This window comes from Chelatococcus reniformis, from assembly GCF_014640075.1.
In the GTDB taxonomy this organism is placed as follows: domain Bacteria; phylum Pseudomonadota; class Alphaproteobacteria; order Rhizobiales; family Beijerinckiaceae; genus Camelimonas; species Camelimonas reniformis.
In genome coordinates, this window is record NZ_BMGG01000005.1 from 147,551 (window position 1) to 167,206 (window position 19,656).

The following is a 19,656-nucleotide window of genomic DNA, read 5'->3' on the forward strand; positions in this document are numbered from 1 at the left end:
ATCGACGGCCCGATTGGCCGCGACAGCGCGGTCGAGGGTGGCATCGGCGGCGGTGCCCGCATGGGCCTCTACAAGCTCGATGGCTATGTCGATCCGAACAGCGGCGACATCAAGCTGACGACGTCTTGGTCGGTGGCTGCGGCCTTCCTGCACTACTGGGCGCCGCAATGGCGGTCGGGCTTCGTCTTCACCTACGGTCAGCTCGACTATCCGGGCGCGGCTCGGACAGCCGGCCCCCTGGGCAACCTTTACGCCAACTCGGCCGGCATCGTGACGGCTGGCTCGGCGACGGCAGGGGCGACGAACTCCGCCTTCAAGAGCTTCAACGAGATCGTCACCATGGCCAACCTGGTCTGGTCGCCGGTTAAGGACCTCGATATTGGTGTGGAAGTTCTCTACGAGCGCATCGACCCGAAGGGCCGCGTGATCGACAACAACAAGTACGGCACGTTGACCGGCAAGACCGTCAGCTTCGACGACAACTGGCTGACGCGCTTCCGTATCGACCGCACCTTCTAAGCGCCAGCACGCCTGACGCAACGATCAAGAAGCCCCGGCCGAAAGGCCGGGGCTTTTTCCTTGTCCGCCGCAGGAGGCGGTGCCTCAAGCATGTCGCCATCGGACCATCCAATGGCGAAATCCTCATAGAACTTTTAATACGGAGCGCTCGTCAATCCAGGGCAGCGCCATCGACCCGATGACCTCGGAGGCGTTCGAAACCTTCGCCAAGCCAGTGTCGTGGCTATGCTTTTCGGCACGGCTGCCGGCGCCGTTTCGGTTTGACCCTGCACCGCAGCACCTGTAGGTCTCTTGCCGCGCGAGGTGCACCATGCGGTTCACGACCACGGTAATGCTGGCCGGACTGTGCGCCTGTGCCGTGCAGCCGGCCAAGGCGCAGGCCGCAGCTCAACCAGCCGCCGAGAGGCCCGTGGGCTACCCGCAGGATCCGCCGTCGGTCGGCCCGGCCCTGGGCGCCTGGGGTGACATCGGCGGCTCGCGGACCTGGTTGTGGGGCCGCGGCATCAACTACAACCTGTCCTATATCGGCGACTTTCTCGGCAACCCGACCGGCGGCATCCGGCAGGGCGGCGCCTACGACGGCAGTATCCAGTTCTCCCTGGATGCGGACCTCGCGAAGCTCGCCGGGTGGAGCGGCGCCACCCTCCGCGCCAGTGCCTTCAACATCCAGGGCAAAGGGCTCACCAGCAACGTCGGCAGCCTGATGACGATCACGAACGCCGAGGCGACGCCGACCTGGCGCCTGTTCGAGTTCTGGGTGGAGCAGTCGTTTCTCGATCAGAAGATGTCGCTGCGGGTGGGCCAGCTCGCCATCGATTCGGTGTTCTGGGTCAGCCAGAATGCCGGCTTGTTCATCAGCGGCACGTTCGGCTGGCCGACGATCAACGGCATCGACATGCCGGCGGGTGCCCCTGCCTACCCGCTGGCGGGCCCGGCGGCGCTTTGGCGCTGGACCGCTTCGGACAATCTCACCGTGAGTGCCGGTATCTACACGGGCGATCCGGCGGGCAACTCCTGCCTCCAGGACAACCCGCAGAATTGCAACCGCTATGGCATGCCACGTTTCGCCGGCACATTGGCCATCGCGGAGGCGACCTACAGCTATGGGGACGCCAAGGACCTCGCGAGCTTGCCGGGAACCATCAAGCTGGGGGCCTGGTACAACTCCAATCGTTTCGACAACCTGCGGATCGCAGCGGACGGCCTGCCGCTTGCGGACCCCGCGAGCGACGGCATTGCACGCCGCAATCGCGGGGACTGGGGCGTCTATGGCGTCCTTGACCAGACGGTCTACCGGCTACCGGGGTCCGAGAGTGGCGGCGTCGGCATCTTCATGCGGGGCGGGGTGTCGCCTGGCAGCCACAATCTCATCAACTTCTATGTGGACGCGGGCGTGAGCCTCAACGGCCTCATCGCTTCCCGCCCGAACGATACCTTCGGCGTGGCCGTCGCCTACGCCGGCATTTCGCCGGACGCCCAGCTAGCCGATCGCGACACGTTCTATTTCACCGGCACATACACGCCGACGCGTCGCTACGAGGCACTTATCGAGGCGACCTATCAGGCTCAAATTGCGCCGGGATGGACGATTCAGCCCGACATCCAATACGTGATCAATCCGGGCGGACGGACCCTCAATCCCTACGATCCGGCGCAACTGATCAAGAATGCCCTGATCGTCGGCGTGCGGACCAGTATCCGGTACTGACCGCGGCCCTGACGCGTCGAACAGGGAGTATGTTCCACCTGATCCGTGATGGCGCCCCGCCGGGCGCGCTTGCCTTCGCCGCGCCCGTCAGGGGTTGGAGGCGGTCTCGGTGGTGGCCTTCACCTGGCGCGCCGAATCGGTGTGCTCTTGGCCACGCGCGCCGCGCTGGAGATCCTCCGAGATCAGCGTGGAGGTTTTTACGCCGAGGCGATGACGGTAGACCTGCAGGTTCTCCATGACACGCTGCACATAGTTGCGCGTCTCGCTGAAGGGGATCAGTTCGACCCAGTCCACCGGATCGATCTGTCCGAGGCGGGGGTCGCCGTAGGCCTTGATCCACTTGCGCACGTTGCCGCCGCCCGCGTTATAGGCGGCAAACGCCATGATGTAGGAGCCGCGCCATTCCTCCAGGAGTTCGCGCAGGTGGCGAGCGCCGATCTTGGCGTTGTAGGCCGGATCGGCGGTGAGGCGCGCGACATCGAAGGGGATGCCGACACGCGTCGCCGTATTCTTGGCGGTGGCCGGCATGAGCTGCATCAGCCCGCGTGCGCCCGCATGGGACATGACGCCCGGATCGAACACGCTCTCCTGGCGGGCGATCGCGTAGACCATCGGCTTTTCCACCGGCTCGCCGACGACCTCGTAGTCGGGCAGCCCGATCAGCGGAAAGGCTGCCAGATCGAGCGGATAGCCGCGCTGCATGGCAGCCTTGCCGATGAGCACCATGGCGCGCGCATCGCCGAATCCAGCCGCAATGGCGGCGACCGCATCGAGCTGCTCGGGGTCGGTCAGCGTCTGCGCCAGCCCCGTGGACAGCGGCGTCGCGAGGTCCTTGGCGCCCGCCTCATAGAGCAGCCGCAGGCCGCGCAGTGGCTCGAGCTTGTCAGCCGGATCTGGGCCGCGCCGGGGAATTGTGCGCAGCGGCAGGTCATCGAGGCCGATCTTCACGCGTGCGATCTGGCCGTAGTAGGTGGTGGTGTAGCCGGCCGCCTTCTCGTAGTTCGCGCGCGCCTTGGCCTTGTCGCCGAGCGCCTCGGCGGCGCGCCCTTCCCAGTAGGCGATGCGCGCGACCGACACGGGGGTCTCGGCCTTGTCGACTGCGGCAGCGAAGCGCTCGGCCGCGAGTTTGGGATCGTTGAGGAAACGAAGCGCGATCCAGCCGGCATGGAACTCGGCCTCGATGGCGTGCCGGTCGCTCTCGGCGCCGTGGCCGGCGACCACATCGTAGGCGGCTTTGGCCTCGCCATTGTCGAGCAGCTTGCGCGCCAAGATACGGCGTTCGGCCCACCACTCGTCCCCGTCGACCAGCACCGCCGGATCGCGGCTGACGGAGGCGTGAATCTTGGCAGCCTCTGCGAACTTGTCGGCCTTGCGCAGCACATGGGCCAGCGAGAAGCTGTAGGAGCTGTCGTTGCGCAGCGCCGCCGGCACCGCGTCCAGGGCGGCCTGCACCTTGCCGCTGCGTCCGACCACGGCGATGCGCGCCTTGGCGAGCTTCACGTAGTCCTCGCCCGCGTAGCCGGCCGCGCGCAGGGCCGGTTGCCACTGCTCCTTGAACAGGAAGTATTCCATCCGGTTGCGGTGCTCGGCCTTGCTCAGCACCGCCGGGTAGGAGGCCATCAGGGCCTTTTCGGTCTCTTGCGACAGGGTGTCTTCGCGCCAGACGGCACGGATCAACTCGCTGGCATCCGCCTCGCGGCCCTGCGATCGAAGCGTGTTGGCGAGCGCCATGCGCCCTTGGGCGCTCACCGGCCGGCGCGTCGCGAAGAACGCCAGCACTGTCGCGGTCGACCGCTTTTCGTAATACAGCGCCTCCTCTGCCCGCCGTTGGATCAGGCTGGCGCCCGGCCAATCCGCATGCGCAGTGAGAAAGGCGACCAGCCGGTCCAGGCCGACACCGCGGCCATTGGTGCGGATCGCGACCCACTCGAGCAGCGATCGCGCCGCCCGATCGGCGAGTGCCGCCTTGGCGGCATCGCCGGCGGGAACGTCTCCGCGGCGATAGCTGTCGATAGCCCCCTTGAGCACGGCGATATCGACGCCGGCCGGCGGTGGCGGCGTATCCAGGGGCCGATCCGCCGGCAAGGGCTCCGCTGCCGGCGGCAGCGGAACGAGCGGCTGTGTCTCCGCGGCCAGCCCGTGCATGGAACCCGCGGGGGTGCCAGTGGGTTTGGCACGGGTAGGAGCCGCCGCTTCGGACGGTGGCTTGCTGAGCGGCGTGCGCGTTACCGGCGCAATCGCCGTGCGCCATGGCTTGCGCTCGGTGCGGTCCACGATGCCCACTCCGGCGAGCAGGACGACGCTGGCGACGGCGACGGCGCCGCCGACCCTGGCCCATCGGGGCAGGCGCGCGCGGCCAGACCGGCTCGCCTTCGCCTTCCTGCCCTTCACCTTTTTCCCGCGCTCGGCCAAGCAATCCCTTTCACGGATCGTGAGGAGCCGCTATGTGACGGATCGGGATGGTAGTGCCCATGCCCCGTGCCCCCGCTGCAGATGGCAAAAAGTTGAGGCGAGAATAAGCCTGCTATGTCGAGCCGCGGCGGCACCGACCGAAAGCCTTAAGGCTGCTTCGCCAAGCTCGGCGAGAAAGCGGCCGCCGCGCTGGCGAAGCCCGGGCCTAGCCACTAATATCCGCGCATCGTTACTTTTCTCATATCGGGCACGCGCGCTCAGCGGCCTTGCCCCGTGGAATGCCGAGGACCGTGATGGCCAAGCACCGCCTGTTCAAGGGTTCGATCACCGCGCTCGTGACCCCGTTCAAGGGCGAGAAGGTGGACGAGGAGGCGTTCCGCGCGCATGTCGACTGGCAGATCGAGAACGGCACGCACGGTCTGGTCCCCGTCGGCACGACCGGCGAAAGCCCGACCTTGTCGCACGACGAGCATCGTCAGGTCGTCGAATGGTGCGTCGAAGAAGCGAAGGGCCGGGTGCCGGTGATTGCAGGCGCGGGATCCAACAACACCCATGAAGCGGTCGAGCTGGCGCGCCACGCGGAACGGGCCGGGGCGGACGCCGTTCTCGTCGTCACGCCCTACTACAACAAGCCCAACCAGGAAGGGCTCTACCAGCACTTCAAGGCGATCAACGACGCGATCGGCGTTCCGATCATCATCTACAACATTCCGCCCCGGTCGGTGATCGACATGAGCGTCGACACCATGAAGCGGCTCTACGAGCTGGCCAATATCACCGGCGTCAAGGATGCGACCGCCAACATTGCGCGCGTCAGCCAGCAGCGCCAGGCCATGGGGCCGGACTTCAACCAGCTCTCGGGCGAGGACGTCACGGCGCTGGGCTATATGGCGCATGGCGGCCACGGCTGCATTTCAGTCACCTCCAATGTGGCGCCGCGCGCTTGCAGCGAATTCCAGGAGGCTTGCATGGCGGGCCGTTTCGGAGAGGCGTTAGGCCTGCAGGATCGGCTGATGCCGCTGCATACCAATTTGTTCCTCGAGCCCAACCCGGCTCCGACCAAGTACGCCCTGTCGGTGCTCGGGCGGATGTCGGACGAGGCGCGGCTGCCGATGGTGCCGCTCACGGAGGCGAGCCGTTCCGCTGTCCGTTCCGCCATGATCCACGCCGCCTTGATCAATCAGTGACGCGCAATGAACGCACCTAAGGGCGGGCAAAAGGTCGTCGCGGACAATAGAAAGGCTCGCTTCAACTACGAGATCGTCGATACTCTGGAGGCGGGCATCGCGCTTACCGGCACTGAAGTGAAGTCGTTGCGGAGCGGCAAGGCAACCATCGGCGACGCCTATGCCGGACCGTCCGGAGACGAGATCTTCCTGTTCAACGCCTACATCCCGGAGTATCTCCAGGCCAACCGCTTCAACCACGAGACTAAGCGTCCACGCCGGCTGCTGCTGCACAAGCGGCAGATCAACAAACTGATCGGGGCGACCCAGCGCGAGGGCTTCACGGTCGTCCCCTTGCGCATCTACTTCAACACCGATGGCCGGGCCAAGGTGGAATTGGCGCTCGGTCGCGGCAAGAACCTCCACGACAAGCGCGAGACCGAGAAGAAGCGGACGTGGGATCGCGAGCGGTCGCGCCTGTTGCGGGACAAGGGATGAGAGCGTCGCGGCGCGGGTGAGGCGCCCACGGCGCCGGCCGCCCGAGCCGGTGCAGGACAGAGCCTGGTCTCGCCGTCCCGCTCGCAAGTCCGACGCGGTTCCCTGAAAGCCCCGCTGTCAGCGAGGCCGCGTTTGGGCGCCGGCGGCGCATCCAATACGCGCGCGAGGCAGCGTGGCCGGTGCCACGCCATTGCCGCTCGGCCGGCAACCTGGGCGATGCGTATTCCTGCCCTTCGACCATCACGGTATAGTAGCGGTCCCGACGGGGTCATCGTCATCGAGCCGGGCCGGCCCGGAAGCGCCAGAACAGGCGTCCGGCCGCCCCTCGATGCCATGCCGCGGTGCTCGAAGCGCTCCAGGGTGCGACCTGGTGTTTCGGCGTGATGGGGATCTACCCACGGCAGCGCAGCGACGCTGCCGGGCCACAACAAATATCGATGAATGGGAAGGAAAAGCCATGGCGAACGCAGCGGGCGCAAGCAGCATACAGCAGGTGGACGTGGCGGTGGTGGGGGCTGGCTTCGCCGGCCTCTATCTGCTGTATCGCCTTCGCCGAGCGGGGTTCTCCGCCGTTGCGCTGGAGGCGGCCGATGACGTGGGCGGGACCTGGTATTGGAACCGATATCCCGGTGCGCGCTGCGATATCGCGACCACCGACTACAGCTATTCCTTCGATCCCGAGCTGGAAGCGGCATGGGAGTGGTCGGAGAAATACGCCACGCAGCCTGAGATTCTGGCCTATCTGGGCTTCGTTGCCGAGCGCTACGACCTGCGGCGCGACATCCGCTTCTCGACCCCGGTGACGGCGGCACGCTGGGACGAGGGCGAGGAGCGGTGGCACCTGTCGACCGGCAACGGCGACCCGGTGTCGTGCCGGTTCTACGTCATGGCGACAGGCTGCCTGTCGGCGCCCAAGCCGCCCGAGATCGCGGGCAGCGAGGTCTTCCGCGGCGACGTCTATGTCACCGGTCGATGGCCGCGTGAGGGCGCGGCGCTGCAGGGACGGCGCGTGGCCGTGATCGGCACGGGCTCGTCGGCGATTCAGGCGATTCCGCTGATCGCCGAGCAGGCGGCGCACCTGACCGTGTTCCAGCGGACACCGAACTTCGCGTTGCCCGCTCACAATGGCCCGCCGTTGCCTGAGCGCGCGGCTCGGCTCGCGGCCGATCGGGCCGGCTTCCGCGAGGAAGCGCGCTGGTCGATGGGGGGCGTGCCACTGCCGCCGGCCACGGAGTTCAGCTGGCAGTTGACCGATGGCGAGCGGCGCGAGCGCTTCGAGAAGGCATGGGCCGCCGGCGACCTCATCGTCGCGCTCACCCAATTGTGGGCCGACGCCGGCGTCGATGCCGACGGCAACGCGCTGGTGGCCGAGCTGATCCGCGAGAAGATCCGGACGGTCGTCAAGGATCCGGCGACTGCCGAGGCGCTGTGTCCGTACGACCACCCCTTCGGCGCCAAGCGGCCCTGCCTCGATACCGGCTACTACGCGACCTACAACCGACCGAACGTCGACCTGGTCGACCTGCGGCGCGACCCGATCAAGGCCATTACCGCGTCCGGCGTCGAGACCGCCAACGGCTCCTACGACGTGGACGTGATCGTGTTCGCGACCGGCTTCGACGCCATGACGGGCGCCGTGCTCGCGCTCCATCCGATCGCCGGCCGCGGCGGCATCGCGCTGTCCGACGCCTGGGCCGGCGGGCCGCAAACCTATCTCGGCTTGACTGTCGCCGGGTTCCCGAACCTGTTCCTCGTCACCGGCCCCGGCAGCCCGTCGGTGCTGTCGAACATGGCCGTTTCGATCGAGCAGCACGTCGACTGGATCGTCGACCGTCTCGTCGCACTGAGGGAGGCCGGCTTCGCGACCATCGAGGCGACGCAGACCGCCCAGGCGGGTTGGATGCGCCATCTTCAGGACTGCTCGGCGATGACGCTGCATCGGTTGGCTAATACCTGGTACACGGGGGCCAACGTGCCCGGCAAGCCGCGTGGGGTGATGCCCTATACCGGCGGCGTCGGCCCGTATCGCAGCATCTGCAACGAGGTCGCCGGCCGCGATATGCTCGGCTTCCGCTTGTCGGGCCCTGGCGTTGCGCCGCAATGCAATGATGGTGAGGTGGTTCGCCTGCAGCCGGATGTGCGCCTGGTGCTGCAAGCCCTCACCGACATGAACCTGCCGCCGATCGAATCGATGGGCGCCGAAGGGGCTCGCAACTTCGTGGCCGAGTTCAACGCTGCCCGTCCCGCCGGCCGGCCGGTGGGCGAGGTGGTCGATGGCACGCTGCCGACGGCGGGCGGGTCGCTTGCCTACCGCCTGTACCGGCCCGCCACGCCTGGACCGCATGCGCTCGTCGTCTACTACCATGGCGGCGGCTGGGTGCTCGGCGACCACGTGTCCGATGATCCCTTCTGCCGCGACCTGTGCCGGCGCAGCGACATGATCATCGTCAGCGTCGACTATCGCCACGCTCCCGAGCACCGTTTCCCGACCGCGGCCGAAGACGGATACGCAGCCTTGCGCTGGGTCGCGGGTCACGCCGCCGAGCTCGGCGGCGGGGCAGGGCCTGTGTCGGTCGCCGGCTGGAGTGCCGGCGGCAACATCGCCGCCGTCGCCAGCCAGCTGGCGCGGGATCGCGGCGGTCCGCAGGTCGCCGGGCAACTGTTGATCTGTCCGGTCACCGACGGCAGTCGCGAGCTTGCCTCCTACCGCGACAACGGCGAGGGCTACTTCCTCACGCGACCGCTGATGCACTGGTTCTGGGATCAGTATTGCGATCGCGCCGAGCGCAACGATCCCCGGGCGTCGCCGTTGCTCGGCGATCTCGCGGGACTGCCACCGGCATTCGTTGTCACCTGCGAGTTCGATCCCTTGCGCGATGAAGGCGTCGCCTACGCCGAGGCCCTGGCGGCCGCCGGCGTGCCTGTCACGCAGTTGCAGGCCCGTGGCCACTTCCACTCGTCGTTCACCATGGTCGACGTGGCCATTACCAGCGTGGCCGGGCGTGCCGAGATGGCGCAGGCGTTGCGCGGCTTCGCGGGGCTGCCGGCCGATTCGGGGCCGCCGCCGCGCGGTCCCCGGCCGGACGACGGCACGTGGTCGGCGCACGTGCCCATGACCGGCGGTGCGCAGCCTGCGTCCGCCGCGGACCGCGCGGCATAAGGTGCCCGCGAGGCAGGCCGGCGCGCTGTGCCCCGGCCTGCCTCACGGATTGGGTTCGTCGTCGGCCTGGCGGATGCCGTAGCGGCGCTCCAGGCCGCGGGGCCGCTCGCCTTCGCCGGCGCTGCGCTCGGCCGCGGCCGGACGGGGCGGTCGCTCGCCGGCGTCACGGCCAATCCGCGGCATCAAGCTGGCGAGATCGACGAACTCGTCGGCCTGCCGGCGCAACTCGTCCGCTACCATCGGCGGCTGAGTCATGATCGACGACACGACGCTGACGCGCAGGCCCTTGCGCTGCAAGGCGTTGACCAGCGAGCGGAAGTCGCCGTCACCGGAAAACAGGATGACGTGGTCGAGGTAGGGTGCGAGCTCCAGCGCATCCACCGTGAGCTCGATATCCATGTTGCCCTTGATCTTGCGCCGCCCGGTCGCGTCGACGAACTCCTTGGTCGGCTTGGTTACGACCCGATATCCATTGTAGTCGAGCCAATCGACCAGCGGCCTCAGGGATGAATATTCCTGATCATCCACCATCGCAGTATAGTAATATGCCCTGACGAGGGTGCCCTGGCTTTGGAATTCTTTTAGAAGTCTGCGGTAGTCAATGTCGACGCCAAGACTTTTTGCTGTCGCATAGAGGTTGGCGCCGTCGATAAACAAAGCAAGCCGATGATCGCTGGCCATGGAAATCCTGACGCTGAAATATTGCGCAAAGCTCGCGGACTCCGCGGCCCGCACCAAGGCTGAGGATCCGCTGCAATCTATGATTCGGATAGCAGGTTCGCGTCCGGTGAACAACGTACGCAACAAGATGCGACGCAGACCGACCATCTTCATCTGGGCCGCACGGCGGCGCGACCGCGCGCTTTAGGGCCGATCGCGTGCGTGATCGGTGCCGGCGCTTGGAAGGTTCTTTCCCGGCGCGGGCCGATGCGCCAGGACTACGCGCCGAGGCTGCGGCTGCCGGGCTTGACCGGCGGGATCGCAGCCAGCTCGGGAGGCAGTTGATCCGCTGGATAGGCCGGCACCTCGAAGGAGGCGAGGGCGACGAGCGGCACGCCGAGATCGGCCTTGCCGGCGGAGCGGTCGATCAGGCAAGCGGCGCCGACCACCTGTCCAGGGTGAGACTTGATGGTCAGCAGGCACTCGCGCGACGACAGGCCGGTGGTGATGATGTCCTCGACCATCAGCACGCGGGCTCCGGCCGGAATCTCGAAGCCCCGCCGCAGGACGAACTGGCCGCCCTCGCGTTCGACGAACACCGCCTTTGCGCCGAGGTGACGGGCCGTCTCGTAGCCCGGGATGATGCCGCCCACGGCCGGCGAGACGACCAGGTCGATATCGCCGAAGGTCGCCTGCACCTTCTCGGCCAGGGCCCGGCACACCCTCTCGGTGCGCACGGGATCCATGAACACGAACATTTTCTGGATGAACAGGGGGCTGCGCAGCCCAGAGGTGAGGATGAAGTGTCCCTCCAGCAGGGCGCCAGCCTCGCGGAATTCGGCCAATACATCATCCTGGGTCACGGCACGCGCTCCTGACAGCCCTCCGGCTACCTATCGACCATCGTCGCAGCCGGTTCAATTGGTGACGCGCTCGACGCTGTTGATGACGCGCTTGGCTCGCAACTCGCCGATGATGTTGTTGAGGTGCTTGATGTCCCAGACGGAGAGGTCGACCGTGACGTCGGTGAAGTCGGCCGTTGGCCGCACCATGGCGACGTTCTCGATGTTTCCATCGTGGTCGGCGATCACCTGCGCGATCTGCGCCAGGCTCCCCGGCTCGTTGATCGACTTGAGCCTGATGCGCGCCGGAAAGCGTTGACGTTGGCGACCATCGACGTCCCAGCGGACGTCGAGCCAGCGCTCGGGCTCGTTCTCGAACGCGGCGAGGGCCGGCGACTGGATCGGATAGATGGTCACCCCGTCCCCGGGAGTCAGAATGCCGACGATGCGATCGCCCGGGACCGCGCCGCCATTGGGCGCGAAGCGCACCGGCAGATCGCCGCCCAGCCCCCTGATCGGGATCGGCGCGATATGGTCGGGGTTGGTCGGCACCCGGAACTTGACGCTGCGGCCATTGTCGAGACCAAACCAGCCGCTTGGCGGCGGCGTGCCGGCGGTACGCTTGTCGTCCTGATAATCGGGGAAGATGGCCTTCACCACATCGCCCGAGAACATCTCGCCCCGGCCCACCGCCGCCAGCACGTCCTCGATCGAGGCGCGCGCCAGGCGGGGGAGGGCGCCCTTCAGCTTGTCCTCCGCGAAGCTCTTGCCCGCCCTCTCGAAGGCGCGCTCGAGAATTTGCCGTCCCAGACCGGCATATTGCTTGCGCACCGCGGCCCGCGAGGCGCGGCGGATGGCGGCGCGGGCCTTTCCGGTCACCACCAGGGATTCCCATGCCGCCGGCGGCACCTGGCCGTTGGCGCGGATGATCTCGACCTCTTCGCCGTTCTGCAACTCCGACAGCAGGGGCGAGATCCGGCCATTGATCTTGCAGCCCACCGCGGTGTTGCCGACATCGGTGTGGACGGCGTAGGCGAAGTCGATCGGGGTGGCGCCGCGCGGCAGGGCGATCAACCGGCCCTTCGGGGTGAAGCAGAACACCTGATCGTGGAACAGCTCGAGCTTGGTGTGCTCGAGGAACTCCTCGGGGCTGTCGCCTTCGGCCAGCAGGTCGACGGTCTTGCGCAGCCAGCGATAGGCGCGGCTTTCGTTGGCCAGGGCCGAGGGATCATTCAGCCCCTCCTTGTAGAGGGCATGGGCGGCGATGCCCAGCTCGGCCACGCTGTCCATGTCGGCCGTGCGAATCTGAAGCTCGACGCGCTGATGGCCGGGACCGACCACGGTCGTGTGGATCGACCGGTAGTCGTTCTGCTTGGGCGTGGAGATGTAGTCCTTGTAACGGCCGGGGACCATCGGCCAGGTCGTGTGAACGATGCCGAGCGCGCGATAGCAGTCGTCGATGCTGCGGACCATGACACGAAAGCCGAAGATGTCCGACAACTGCTCGAAGGCGACGGACTTCCGTTCCATCTTGCGGAAGATCGAATAGGGCGACTTGCGCCGACCGAGCACCCGAGCTTCGATCCCGCGTTCGGCGAGCTTTGCCTTGAGGTCGGTCTCGATCTGCTCGATCAGCCGCTCGTTCTTGTTGACCACCTCTTCCAAGCGCTTGCGGATGGTCGCCTGGGCGTCCCCCTTCATGTGGTGGAACGACAGTTCCTCCAGCTCCTCCCGCATCTCCTGCATGCCCATGCGCCCGGCCAGCGGCGCATAGATGTCCAGCGTCTCCTCCGCGATGCGCAACCGCTTGGCCGGCGGCACGTGGTCGAGGGTGCGCATGTTGTGGAGCCGGTCGGCAAGCTTCACCAGCAGCACGCGGACGTCGGCCGCGATCGCCAGCAACAGCTTGCGGAAGTTCTCGCCCTGCGTCGCCTTTTTGGAGACGAAGTCGAGCTTCTTGATCTTGGTGAGACCGTCGACCAGGGCGCCGATCTCGGCGCCGAACAACCGGTCGATCTCTTCGCGCGTGGCGTCGGTGTCCTCGATGACGTCGTGCAGGATCGCCGCGACGATGGTCGCATCGTCAAGCTTCAAATCGGTGAGGATGGCGGCGACCGCCAGCGGATGGCTGAAATAGAGATCGCCCGAGGCGCGCATCTGGCTGCCATGCGCGCGCATGGCGTAGACGTAGGCCCGATCGAGCAGGGCCTCGTCCGCGTGCGGATCGTAGCTCTTGACCCGTTCGACCAGTTCGTACTGACGCATGAGGGGGCGCGGCCGCGGCGCGGGCGCCTCGGCGGCGGGCGCCTCGGCCGTGCGCTCGGGCGCCGGCGGCGCGCCTTTGGACAGGGCAGCGGTCACGGCGACGGGCTTGTCTGCGACGGGCTTGTCTGGTGCGGCTTTCTTGGCAGCGGTCGGCATCGTCCACTATCCCTTCACCACCCATGGAGGACAAGCTGCGCGTCCCATCATGGTTATCCGCCATTTCGTCGCGGGGATCGATCAGCGGCCAGACGCCGGCCCATCGGGGGGAATCGATCGGACGAAGGGAAGTGTTCCAGATTCAAAGACTTGAACATTTCGACGCGATCGGATGACCTCGTCCGATCGCGACACTACCTATCAGGGCTCCAAGGCGACTTCGGGGCTGCGCCGTCACGCCCGCGGCTTCGGCGTCCCGGCAAACAAAAGCCCGGCTGAGCCGGGCTTTTGTTGCAACGGAAGGCGGCCGCTCAGCCTTCCTCTTCCTCCGTCTGGGCCGGCGGCACCAGACCTTCCAGGCCGCGCAGCAAGTCCTCCTCGCTCATGCGGTCGAACTCCTGGACGTCCTCGTCGGCCCGGCCCTGGCTTGCGGCAGCGCCCATGGCCGCGAGGCGCGGCACCGTGTCCTCCTCGGGCTCGTCAACCTCCACATGCTTCTGCAGGGAGTGGATCAGGTCCTCCTTGAGGTCCTCGACCGAGATGGTTTCATCCGCGATCTCGCGCAGGGCGACGACCGGGTTCTTGTCGCGATCGCGATCCACCGTGAGCGGCGCGCCGGAGGAGATCATTCGCGCGCGGTGGCCAGCGATCAGGACCAGCTCGAAGCGATTGTTGACCTTGTCGATGCAATCTTCGACGGTTACGCGAGCCATGCGCGGGCTCCTTCTCGAAGGTGAACAGATTGTCGGAATCCTGCCGAGATTTATAGGTTGTCCGGCGTTTGCGCAAGAGCGACGGCGAACGGCTGGCTCAGGCGCCGCGGAGGCGGGCCGCCTTGGCGCCGCCTTCGTCCGCCAAGCATTCGCTTGACAGCGCCGGCACCCCGGTGCCACTGCCCGCGATCCATTGGCCGGCCCCCAGGTCCGCCACGAGACGACGCGCGCCCGGCGGGCGCAGCCGCAGGGCGCAGGAGCCGCAGGCGGCAGGGAGGATACGACGACGATGACGGCGGCTTACACCTTTCCCGGACAGGGCAGCCAGGCGATTGGAATGGGCAAGTCCCTGGCCGACAACTTCGGCCCGGCGCGCGAGGTGTTCGCGGAAGTCGACGACGCCGTGGGCCAGCGCCTGTCGCGGTTGATGTGGGAGGGGCCGCTCGACGAGCTGACGTTGACCGCCAACACGCAGCCGGCGCTGATGGCGGTCAGCATGGCGGCGCTTCGCGTGCTCGAGGCGGAAGCGGGGCTCGATCTGGGGCGCGAGGCAACCTTCGTGGCCGGGCACTCGCTCGGCGAGTACGCGGCGCTTGCCGCCGCCCGCAGCCTGACGCTGGCCGACGCGGCGCGCCTGCTGCGGATTCGTGGCGAGGCGATGCAGAAGGCCGTGCCGGTTGGAGCCGGCGCCATGGCGGCGCTCCTCGGCCTCGACTATGCGGATGCCGCAGCGGTCGCCAAGGATGCCGCACAAGGAGAGGTCTGCGCCGCTGCCAACGACAACGGACCGGGCCAGGTCGTCGTGTCCGGCCATCGCGCCGCCGTCGAGCGGGCCATCGCGCTGGCGCAGGCGCGCGGCGCCAAGCGGGCCATCATGCTGCCCGTATCGGCACCGTTCCACTGCGCGCTGATGCAGCCGGCCGCCGACGCCATGGCCGAGGCGCTCGGCCGCGTGACGATCGCCAAGCCGCTTGTGCCATTGGTTGCCAACGTCTCGGCCGAGCCGGTGAGCGACCCGGCGGCAATCCGTGACGGCCTGGTGGCGCAGGTGACGGGCACTGTGCGTTGGCGGGAATGCATCGGCGCCATGGCCGCCGCCGGAGTTGAATCATTTTATGAGGTGGGGGCTGGCAAGGTGCTGAGCGGGCTGGCGAAGCGCATCGCGACCGGGGCCAAATGCACCTCGATCGGCACGGCCGACGATGTCGCCGGCTTCGTCGCCGGCCGCCGCTGAGGCGTGCCCGGGGGCGGTTCCCGTCCTGCGACGGGCCGATCCAGACCGTCGGCGGACGACGATGAGAGCTTGGCTGGTGAGAGATGTCTGGCGAGCGGGCAGCGCCCAGGCACGGAGGATCGACGATGTTCGATTTGAGTGGCCGCAAGGCCTTGGTAACGGGAGCGAGCGGCGGCATCGGCGGCGCGATTGCGCGGGCATTGCGAGCCCAGGGAGCCGAGGTGGTACTGTCGGGCACGCGCCGTGAGGCGCTGGAGGCCTTGGCGGCAGAGCTCGGCGGCGGCGTCCATGTGGTGCCGGCCGATCTGTCTTCCGCTGATTCGGTCGAGGCGCTGGTGCCCGCAGCAGAGGCTGCGCTGGGCGGCCTCGATGTGCTGGTCAACAACGCGGGCGTGACGCGGGACAACCTGTTCCTGCGCATGAAGGACGAGGAGTGGAACGACGTCATCGCGGTCAATCTGACGGCCTCGTTCCGGCTGTCGCGCGCCGCTGTCAAAGGCATGATGCGCCGACGTTTTGGGCGAATCGTCAACATCGGCTCGGTGGTGGGGTCCACGGGCAATCCCGGCCAGGGCAACTACGCGGCGTCGAAAGCGGGCCTGATCGGCATGACCAAGGCGCTCGCGGCCGAGGTGGCCAGCCGGCAGATCACCGTCAACTGCGTCGCGCCGGGCTTTATCACGTCGCCGATGACGGATGCGCTGAACGAGAAGCAGCGCGAGGCCATCCTTGCCAACGTCCCGGCGGGGCGGCTCGGCGGCGGCGACGACGTCGCTGCCGCGGTCGTCTATCTGGCGTCGAGCGAAGCCGCCTACGTGACCGGCCAGACTCTCCATGTCAACGGCGGAATGGCAATGTTCTAAGGTACTTAGCTGGCTTGCGCGGACGATGATCGAGGGTGCCGTGCGCCCCTCGTCAGCGCGAGATCGGTGTGTTAACAGGAGCTAAGTTTCGGGTCCGGCACTTGACGGCGCCGCCGAAAACGGGCTTGCACGTGGCGACGGTCGAGGGCCTCGGGGGCGTCATCGACCCAGAGCATCAACCGGGCGAACCGGCTAAGCCACTCGACAACGGGCGGCCGCACGCCATTGAGACAATGAACGAGGACCCAACGATGAGTGACATTGCCGAACGCGTGAAGAAGATCGTTGTCGAGCATCTCGGCGTCGACGCCGAAAAGGTTACCGAAAACGCAAACTTCATCGACGACCTCGGTGCCGACAGCCTCGATACGGTGGAGCTCGTCATGGCGTTCGAAGAGGAGTTCAACGTCGAGATCCCGGACGATGCGGCCGAGACCATCGTCACCGTTGGGGATGCGATCAAGTTCCTTGAGAAGAACGCGGCCTGAGTAAGACGGCTGTCGCCGTGGTGATCGGGGGCTTCGAGGCGCGAATTCCGCAAGGTGGCCATGTTTCTCGGCGAGAACGGAACCCGACCTTCGGGTGGGAGACGTTCTCGATGGAGGTTCGGGCCGAGCCTGACGGAGGCGACCCGAGCCCCCGTGGCGTTTAAGGGTTTGACGGACACAAGATGAGACGAGTCGTCGTTACAGGCCTCGGTATGGTGACCCCGCTCGGTTGTGGGGTGGAGCACACTTGGGCAGGTATTGTCGCGGGCCGCAGCGGCGCCAGGGTCGTCGAGGGTTTCGAGGTGTCGGACCTGGCCTGTAAAGTGGCCTGCCAGATCCCAGTCGGCGACGGCAGCGATGGCACGTTCAACGCCGACCAATGGATGGACCCCAAGGATCAGCGCAAGGTCGATCCCTTCATCGTATACGCCATGGCGGCGGCCCAGCAGGCCCTGGACGACGCTGGCTGGCACCCTGATACGGATGACGAGCGCAACACGACCGGCGTGCTGGTGGGCTCCGGCATCGGCGGCATCGGCGGCATCTACGACGCGTCGCTGACACTCTATGAGAAAGGCCCGCGCCGGGTCTCGCCGTTCTTCATCACCGGACGGCTGATCAACCTGGCATCCGGCTATATCTCCATCAAGCACGGTCTGCGCGGTCCCAACCATTCAGTGGTGACGGCGTGCTCGACCGGCGCCCACGCCATCGGCGATGCGGGCCGCCTGATCGCGTTCGGCGACGCCGACGTCATGGTGGCGGGCGGCAGCGAGTCGCCGATCAACCGCTTGTCGCTCGCAGGCTTTGCCGCCTGCCGAGCGCTGTCCACCGCTTTCAACGACGAGCCGACCCGCGCCTCGCGCCCCTACGACAAGGACAGGGACGGCTTCGTTATGGGCGAAGGCGCCGGCATCGTCGTGCTGGAAGAGCTCGAGCATGCGCGGGCGCGGGGCGCCAAGATCTATGCCGAGCTCGTGGGCTACGGCCTGTCGGGCGATGCACATCACATCACCTCGCCGTCCGAGGACGGGGACGGCGCCTATCGCTGCATGCAGGCGGCCCTCAAGCGCGCCGGCATCACCATCGCCGACGTGGACTACGTCAATGCCCACGGCACGTCGACGCCCGTCGGCGACGAGATCGAGCTCAAGGCGCTGGAGCGCTTGGTCGGCAACACCGCGGCGCGGCTCACCATGTCGTCGACGAAGTCGTGCATAGGCCACTTGCTGGGCGCGGCCGGCGCGGTCGAAGCGATCTTTTCCGTGCTGGCCATTCGGGATCAGATCGCACCGCCGACGATCAACCTTGATGAGCCCTCGGTCGAAACCGGGATTGATTTGACGCCGCACGTTGCAAAGCCCCTGGCGGTGGATATTGCTTTATCCAACTCGTTCGGCTTCGGTGGAACGAATGCGTCGGTGATTTTCCGGCGTTTAGACAGCTGACGGCCGGGCGCTGCGGAACCGCGCCCGAAATGACCTGAATCGTGTTCGGCGCTAGCAGGAGCGGTTTCGACCAGACTCAGCATGACCGATCCATACGATAAAGCCGACGGCGGCAACGCGGCGAAGAAGGAACGAGGGTCGCGCATCCGCTCGTTGAGGAGCCCTTCCGATGCGATCCGGCCGGAATCGGTTCCGCCGCCGCCGCCGACACCGCCGCGTGAGCGCAACGGCCTGGTCCATCTGGCGAGCAACTTCCTGACGTTCTTCGTGTTCGCGTCGATTGCCATCGCCGGCGGCTTCTATGTGCTGAAGAATGAGTTCCGCGCGCCGGGCCCGCTTCAGTCGGACAAGGTGATTATCGTCAAGGGCGGCTCCCAGGCGGTCACCGATACGCTCGCTCGCGAGGGCGTTATCGCGCAGCCGACGCTGTTCCTGCTCGGCCTTCACCTGTTCGGAACCAGCGACGAGATCAAGGCCGGCGAGTATCTGTTCAAGCAGAATGCGAGCCTCCGGGCTGTGATGGACACCCTGATCGCCGGCAAGTCGGTGCTTCACACGCTGACCATACCGGAAGGGCTCACCAGCGAGCAGGTCGTCGGCCGGCTGATGGAGTCCGACCTGCTGATCGGGACGATCAAGGAGATCCCGCGGGAAGGCGCGTTGCTGCCGGAGACGTACAAGATCCCGCGCGGCACGCCACGCCAGCAACTGATCGACCGCATGCGCGCCGACAGCAAACGCGTGCTGGCCGAGGTGTGGGCACGCCGTTCGCCGGATCTTCCGGTCAAATCGCCCGAGGAACTGGTGACGCTCGCCTCGATCGTGGAGAAGGAGACAGGGCGCGCGGACGAACGGCCGCGCGTCGCCGGCGTCTTCATCAATCGTATGCAGAAGAGGATGCGGCTCCAGTCCGACCCCACCATCGTCTACGGGCTCGTGGGCGGCAAGGGTACGCTGGGGCGGGCGATCCAGCGCAGCGAGATCACCAAGCCGACTCCATACAACACCTACGTCATCGACGGCCTGCCGCCGGGCCCCATCGCCAATCCGGGCCGTGCCGCGCTCGAGGCGGTCGCCAATCCGTCGCGCACCAAGGAGGTCTTCTTCGTCGCCGACGGCACGGGGGGGCACGTCTTCTCCGAAACCTTGGATCAGCACAATCGCAACGTCGGACGCTGGCGGCAGATCGAGGCGACACGCAAGAGCAGCGACGGTGCTGACGACGTCGACCGTTCCGCACCGCCGGCCGCGCCGGCGCCCGGACCGTCGGGCTGGCCTGGCGCGGGCCCCGCGCGCGATAACCGGTCGGCTGTGGACGGCGGTGTCGATGGCGCCACGGGCGGCGGGTCGCCGGCGGAGAGGATGGCGCGGCCGCGCGCCTTCGATGCCTCCGAAGGCACCAAGCTCGATCCGCTGCGCAACAAGACCTACGACTTGAACTCGACCCAGACGGTCCCGAAGCTGCGCTGAGCTGTCCGTCTCGACGGTGCCATCGCCGGTCCGTAGAGGCGGGCCGCGGATGAC

14 protein-coding genes and 1 pseudogene are annotated in these 19,656 nt (G+C 67.0%); 10 read left to right on the plus strand and 5 right to left on the minus strand.

Annotation, left to right across the window (positions count from 1 at the left end):
• Together IEW34_RS30550 and IEW34_RS14525 are read left to right on the plus strand one after the other, a co-directional pair.
• Nucleotides 1–519 (plus strand): annotated as a pseudogene (locus IEW34_RS30550) (porin); the annotation flags it as partial.
• A 310-nt stretch (nucleotides 520–829) separates the two neighbouring features.
• Complete coding sequence (locus IEW34_RS14525) at nucleotides 830–2,227, plus strand: carbohydrate porin (RefSeq protein WP_188609932.1); 1,398 nt, start codon at nucleotides 830–832, stop codon at nucleotides 2,225–2,227.
• An 87-nt stretch (nucleotides 2,228–2,314) separates the two neighbouring features.
• Here the strand turns inward: IEW34_RS14525 and IEW34_RS14530 are convergent, their stop codons facing one another.
• Nucleotides 2,315–4,639 (minus strand): lytic transglycosylase domain-containing protein, encoded by a 2,325-nt coding sequence (locus tag IEW34_RS14530; protein ID WP_244641989.1) that lies wholly within the window; start codon nucleotides 4,637–4,639, stop codon nucleotides 2,315–2,317.
• A 293-nt stretch (nucleotides 4,640–4,932) separates the two neighbouring features.
• On the opposite strand from IEW34_RS14530, the gene dapA reads away from it, so the two are divergent.
• The 3 genes from dapA to IEW34_RS14545 all read left to right on the plus strand — a co-directional run bounded on the left by dapA (nucleotide 4,933) and on the right by IEW34_RS14545 (nucleotide 9,463).
• Complete coding sequence (gene dapA / locus IEW34_RS14535) at nucleotides 4,933–5,826, plus strand: 4-hydroxy-tetrahydrodipicolinate synthase (protein WP_244641990.1); 894 nt, start codon at nucleotides 4,933–4,935, stop codon at nucleotides 5,824–5,826.
• A 6-nt stretch (nucleotides 5,827–5,832) separates the two neighbouring features.
• The gene (smpB, locus tag IEW34_RS14540) at nucleotides 5,833–6,303 is read left to right on the plus strand and encodes an SsrA-binding protein SmpB (RefSeq protein WP_188609935.1); all 471 of its coding nucleotides are present in this window, start codon (nucleotides 5,833–5,835) and stop codon (nucleotides 6,301–6,303) included.
• 457 nt (nucleotides 6,304–6,760) lie between these two features.
• Nucleotides 6,761–9,463, plus strand: a complete 2,703-nt coding sequence (locus IEW34_RS14545; RefSeq protein ID WP_188609936.1) for a flavin-containing monooxygenase — start codon at nucleotides 6,761–6,763, stop codon at nucleotides 9,461–9,463.
• A gap of 42 nt (nucleotides 9,464–9,505) precedes the next feature.
• Here the strand turns inward: IEW34_RS14545 and IEW34_RS14550 are convergent, their stop codons facing one another.
• From IEW34_RS14550 to rpoZ, 4 genes are all read right to left on the minus strand, one after another.
• On the minus strand, nucleotides 9,506–10,144 hold the full coding sequence (locus IEW34_RS14550) for a LabA-like NYN domain-containing protein (protein ID WP_188610280.1): 639 nt from the start codon (nucleotides 10,142–10,144) through the stop codon (nucleotides 9,506–9,508).
• Nucleotides 10,145–10,401: 257 nt separating this feature from the next.
• Nucleotides 10,402–10,986 carry an orotate phosphoribosyltransferase gene (pyrE, locus tag IEW34_RS14555; protein WP_188609937.1) on the minus strand — a complete coding sequence of 195 codons (585 nt, stop codon included), beginning with the start codon at nucleotides 10,984–10,986 and terminating at the stop codon, nucleotides 10,402–10,404.
• 54 nt (nucleotides 10,987–11,040) lie between these two features.
• Nucleotides 11,041–13,230: a RelA/SpoT family protein gene (locus IEW34_RS14560; protein ID WP_188610281.1), complete on the minus strand. Its 2,190-nt coding sequence runs from the start codon at nucleotides 13,228–13,230 to the stop codon at nucleotides 11,041–11,043.
• Nucleotides 13,231–13,697: 467 nt separating this feature from the next.
• Nucleotides 13,698–14,099: a DNA-directed RNA polymerase subunit omega gene (rpoZ, locus tag IEW34_RS14565; protein WP_188609938.1), complete on the minus strand. Its 402-nt coding sequence runs from the start codon at nucleotides 14,097–14,099 to the stop codon at nucleotides 13,698–13,700.
• Nucleotides 14,100–14,388: 289 nt separating this feature from the next.
• Between rpoZ and fabD the strand changes: the two genes are divergently transcribed.
• The 5 genes from fabD (at nucleotide 14,389) to mltG (ending at nucleotide 19,602) form a co-directional block, all read left to right on the plus strand.
• Nucleotides 14,389–15,333: an ACP S-malonyltransferase gene (gene fabD / locus IEW34_RS14570; protein WP_188609939.1), complete on the plus strand. Its 945-nt coding sequence runs from the start codon at nucleotides 14,389–14,391 to the stop codon at nucleotides 15,331–15,333.
• A gap of 125 nt (nucleotides 15,334–15,458) precedes the next feature.
• Nucleotides 15,459–16,196 carry a 3-oxoacyl-[acyl-carrier-protein] reductase gene (fabG, locus tag IEW34_RS14575; protein ID WP_188609940.1) on the plus strand — a complete coding sequence of 246 codons (738 nt, stop codon included), beginning with the start codon at nucleotides 15,459–15,461 and terminating at the stop codon, nucleotides 16,194–16,196.
• Between the two features lie 251 nt (nucleotides 16,197–16,447).
• On the plus strand, nucleotides 16,448–16,684 hold the full coding sequence (locus tag IEW34_RS14580; RefSeq protein WP_188610282.1) for an acyl carrier protein: 237 nt from the start codon (nucleotides 16,448–16,450) through the stop codon (nucleotides 16,682–16,684).
• Nucleotides 16,685–16,866: 182 nt separating this feature from the next.
• On the plus strand, nucleotides 16,867–18,132 hold the full coding sequence (gene fabF, locus IEW34_RS14585; protein ID WP_188609941.1) for a beta-ketoacyl-ACP synthase II: 1,266 nt from the start codon (nucleotides 16,867–16,869) through the stop codon (nucleotides 18,130–18,132).
• Between the two features lie 81 nt (nucleotides 18,133–18,213).
• Nucleotides 18,214–19,602, plus strand: a complete 1,389-nt coding sequence (gene mltG / locus IEW34_RS14590; protein ID WP_188609942.1) for an endolytic transglycosylase MltG — start codon at nucleotides 18,214–18,216, stop codon at nucleotides 19,600–19,602.
• Nucleotides 19,603–19,656 lie beyond the last annotated feature (54 nt).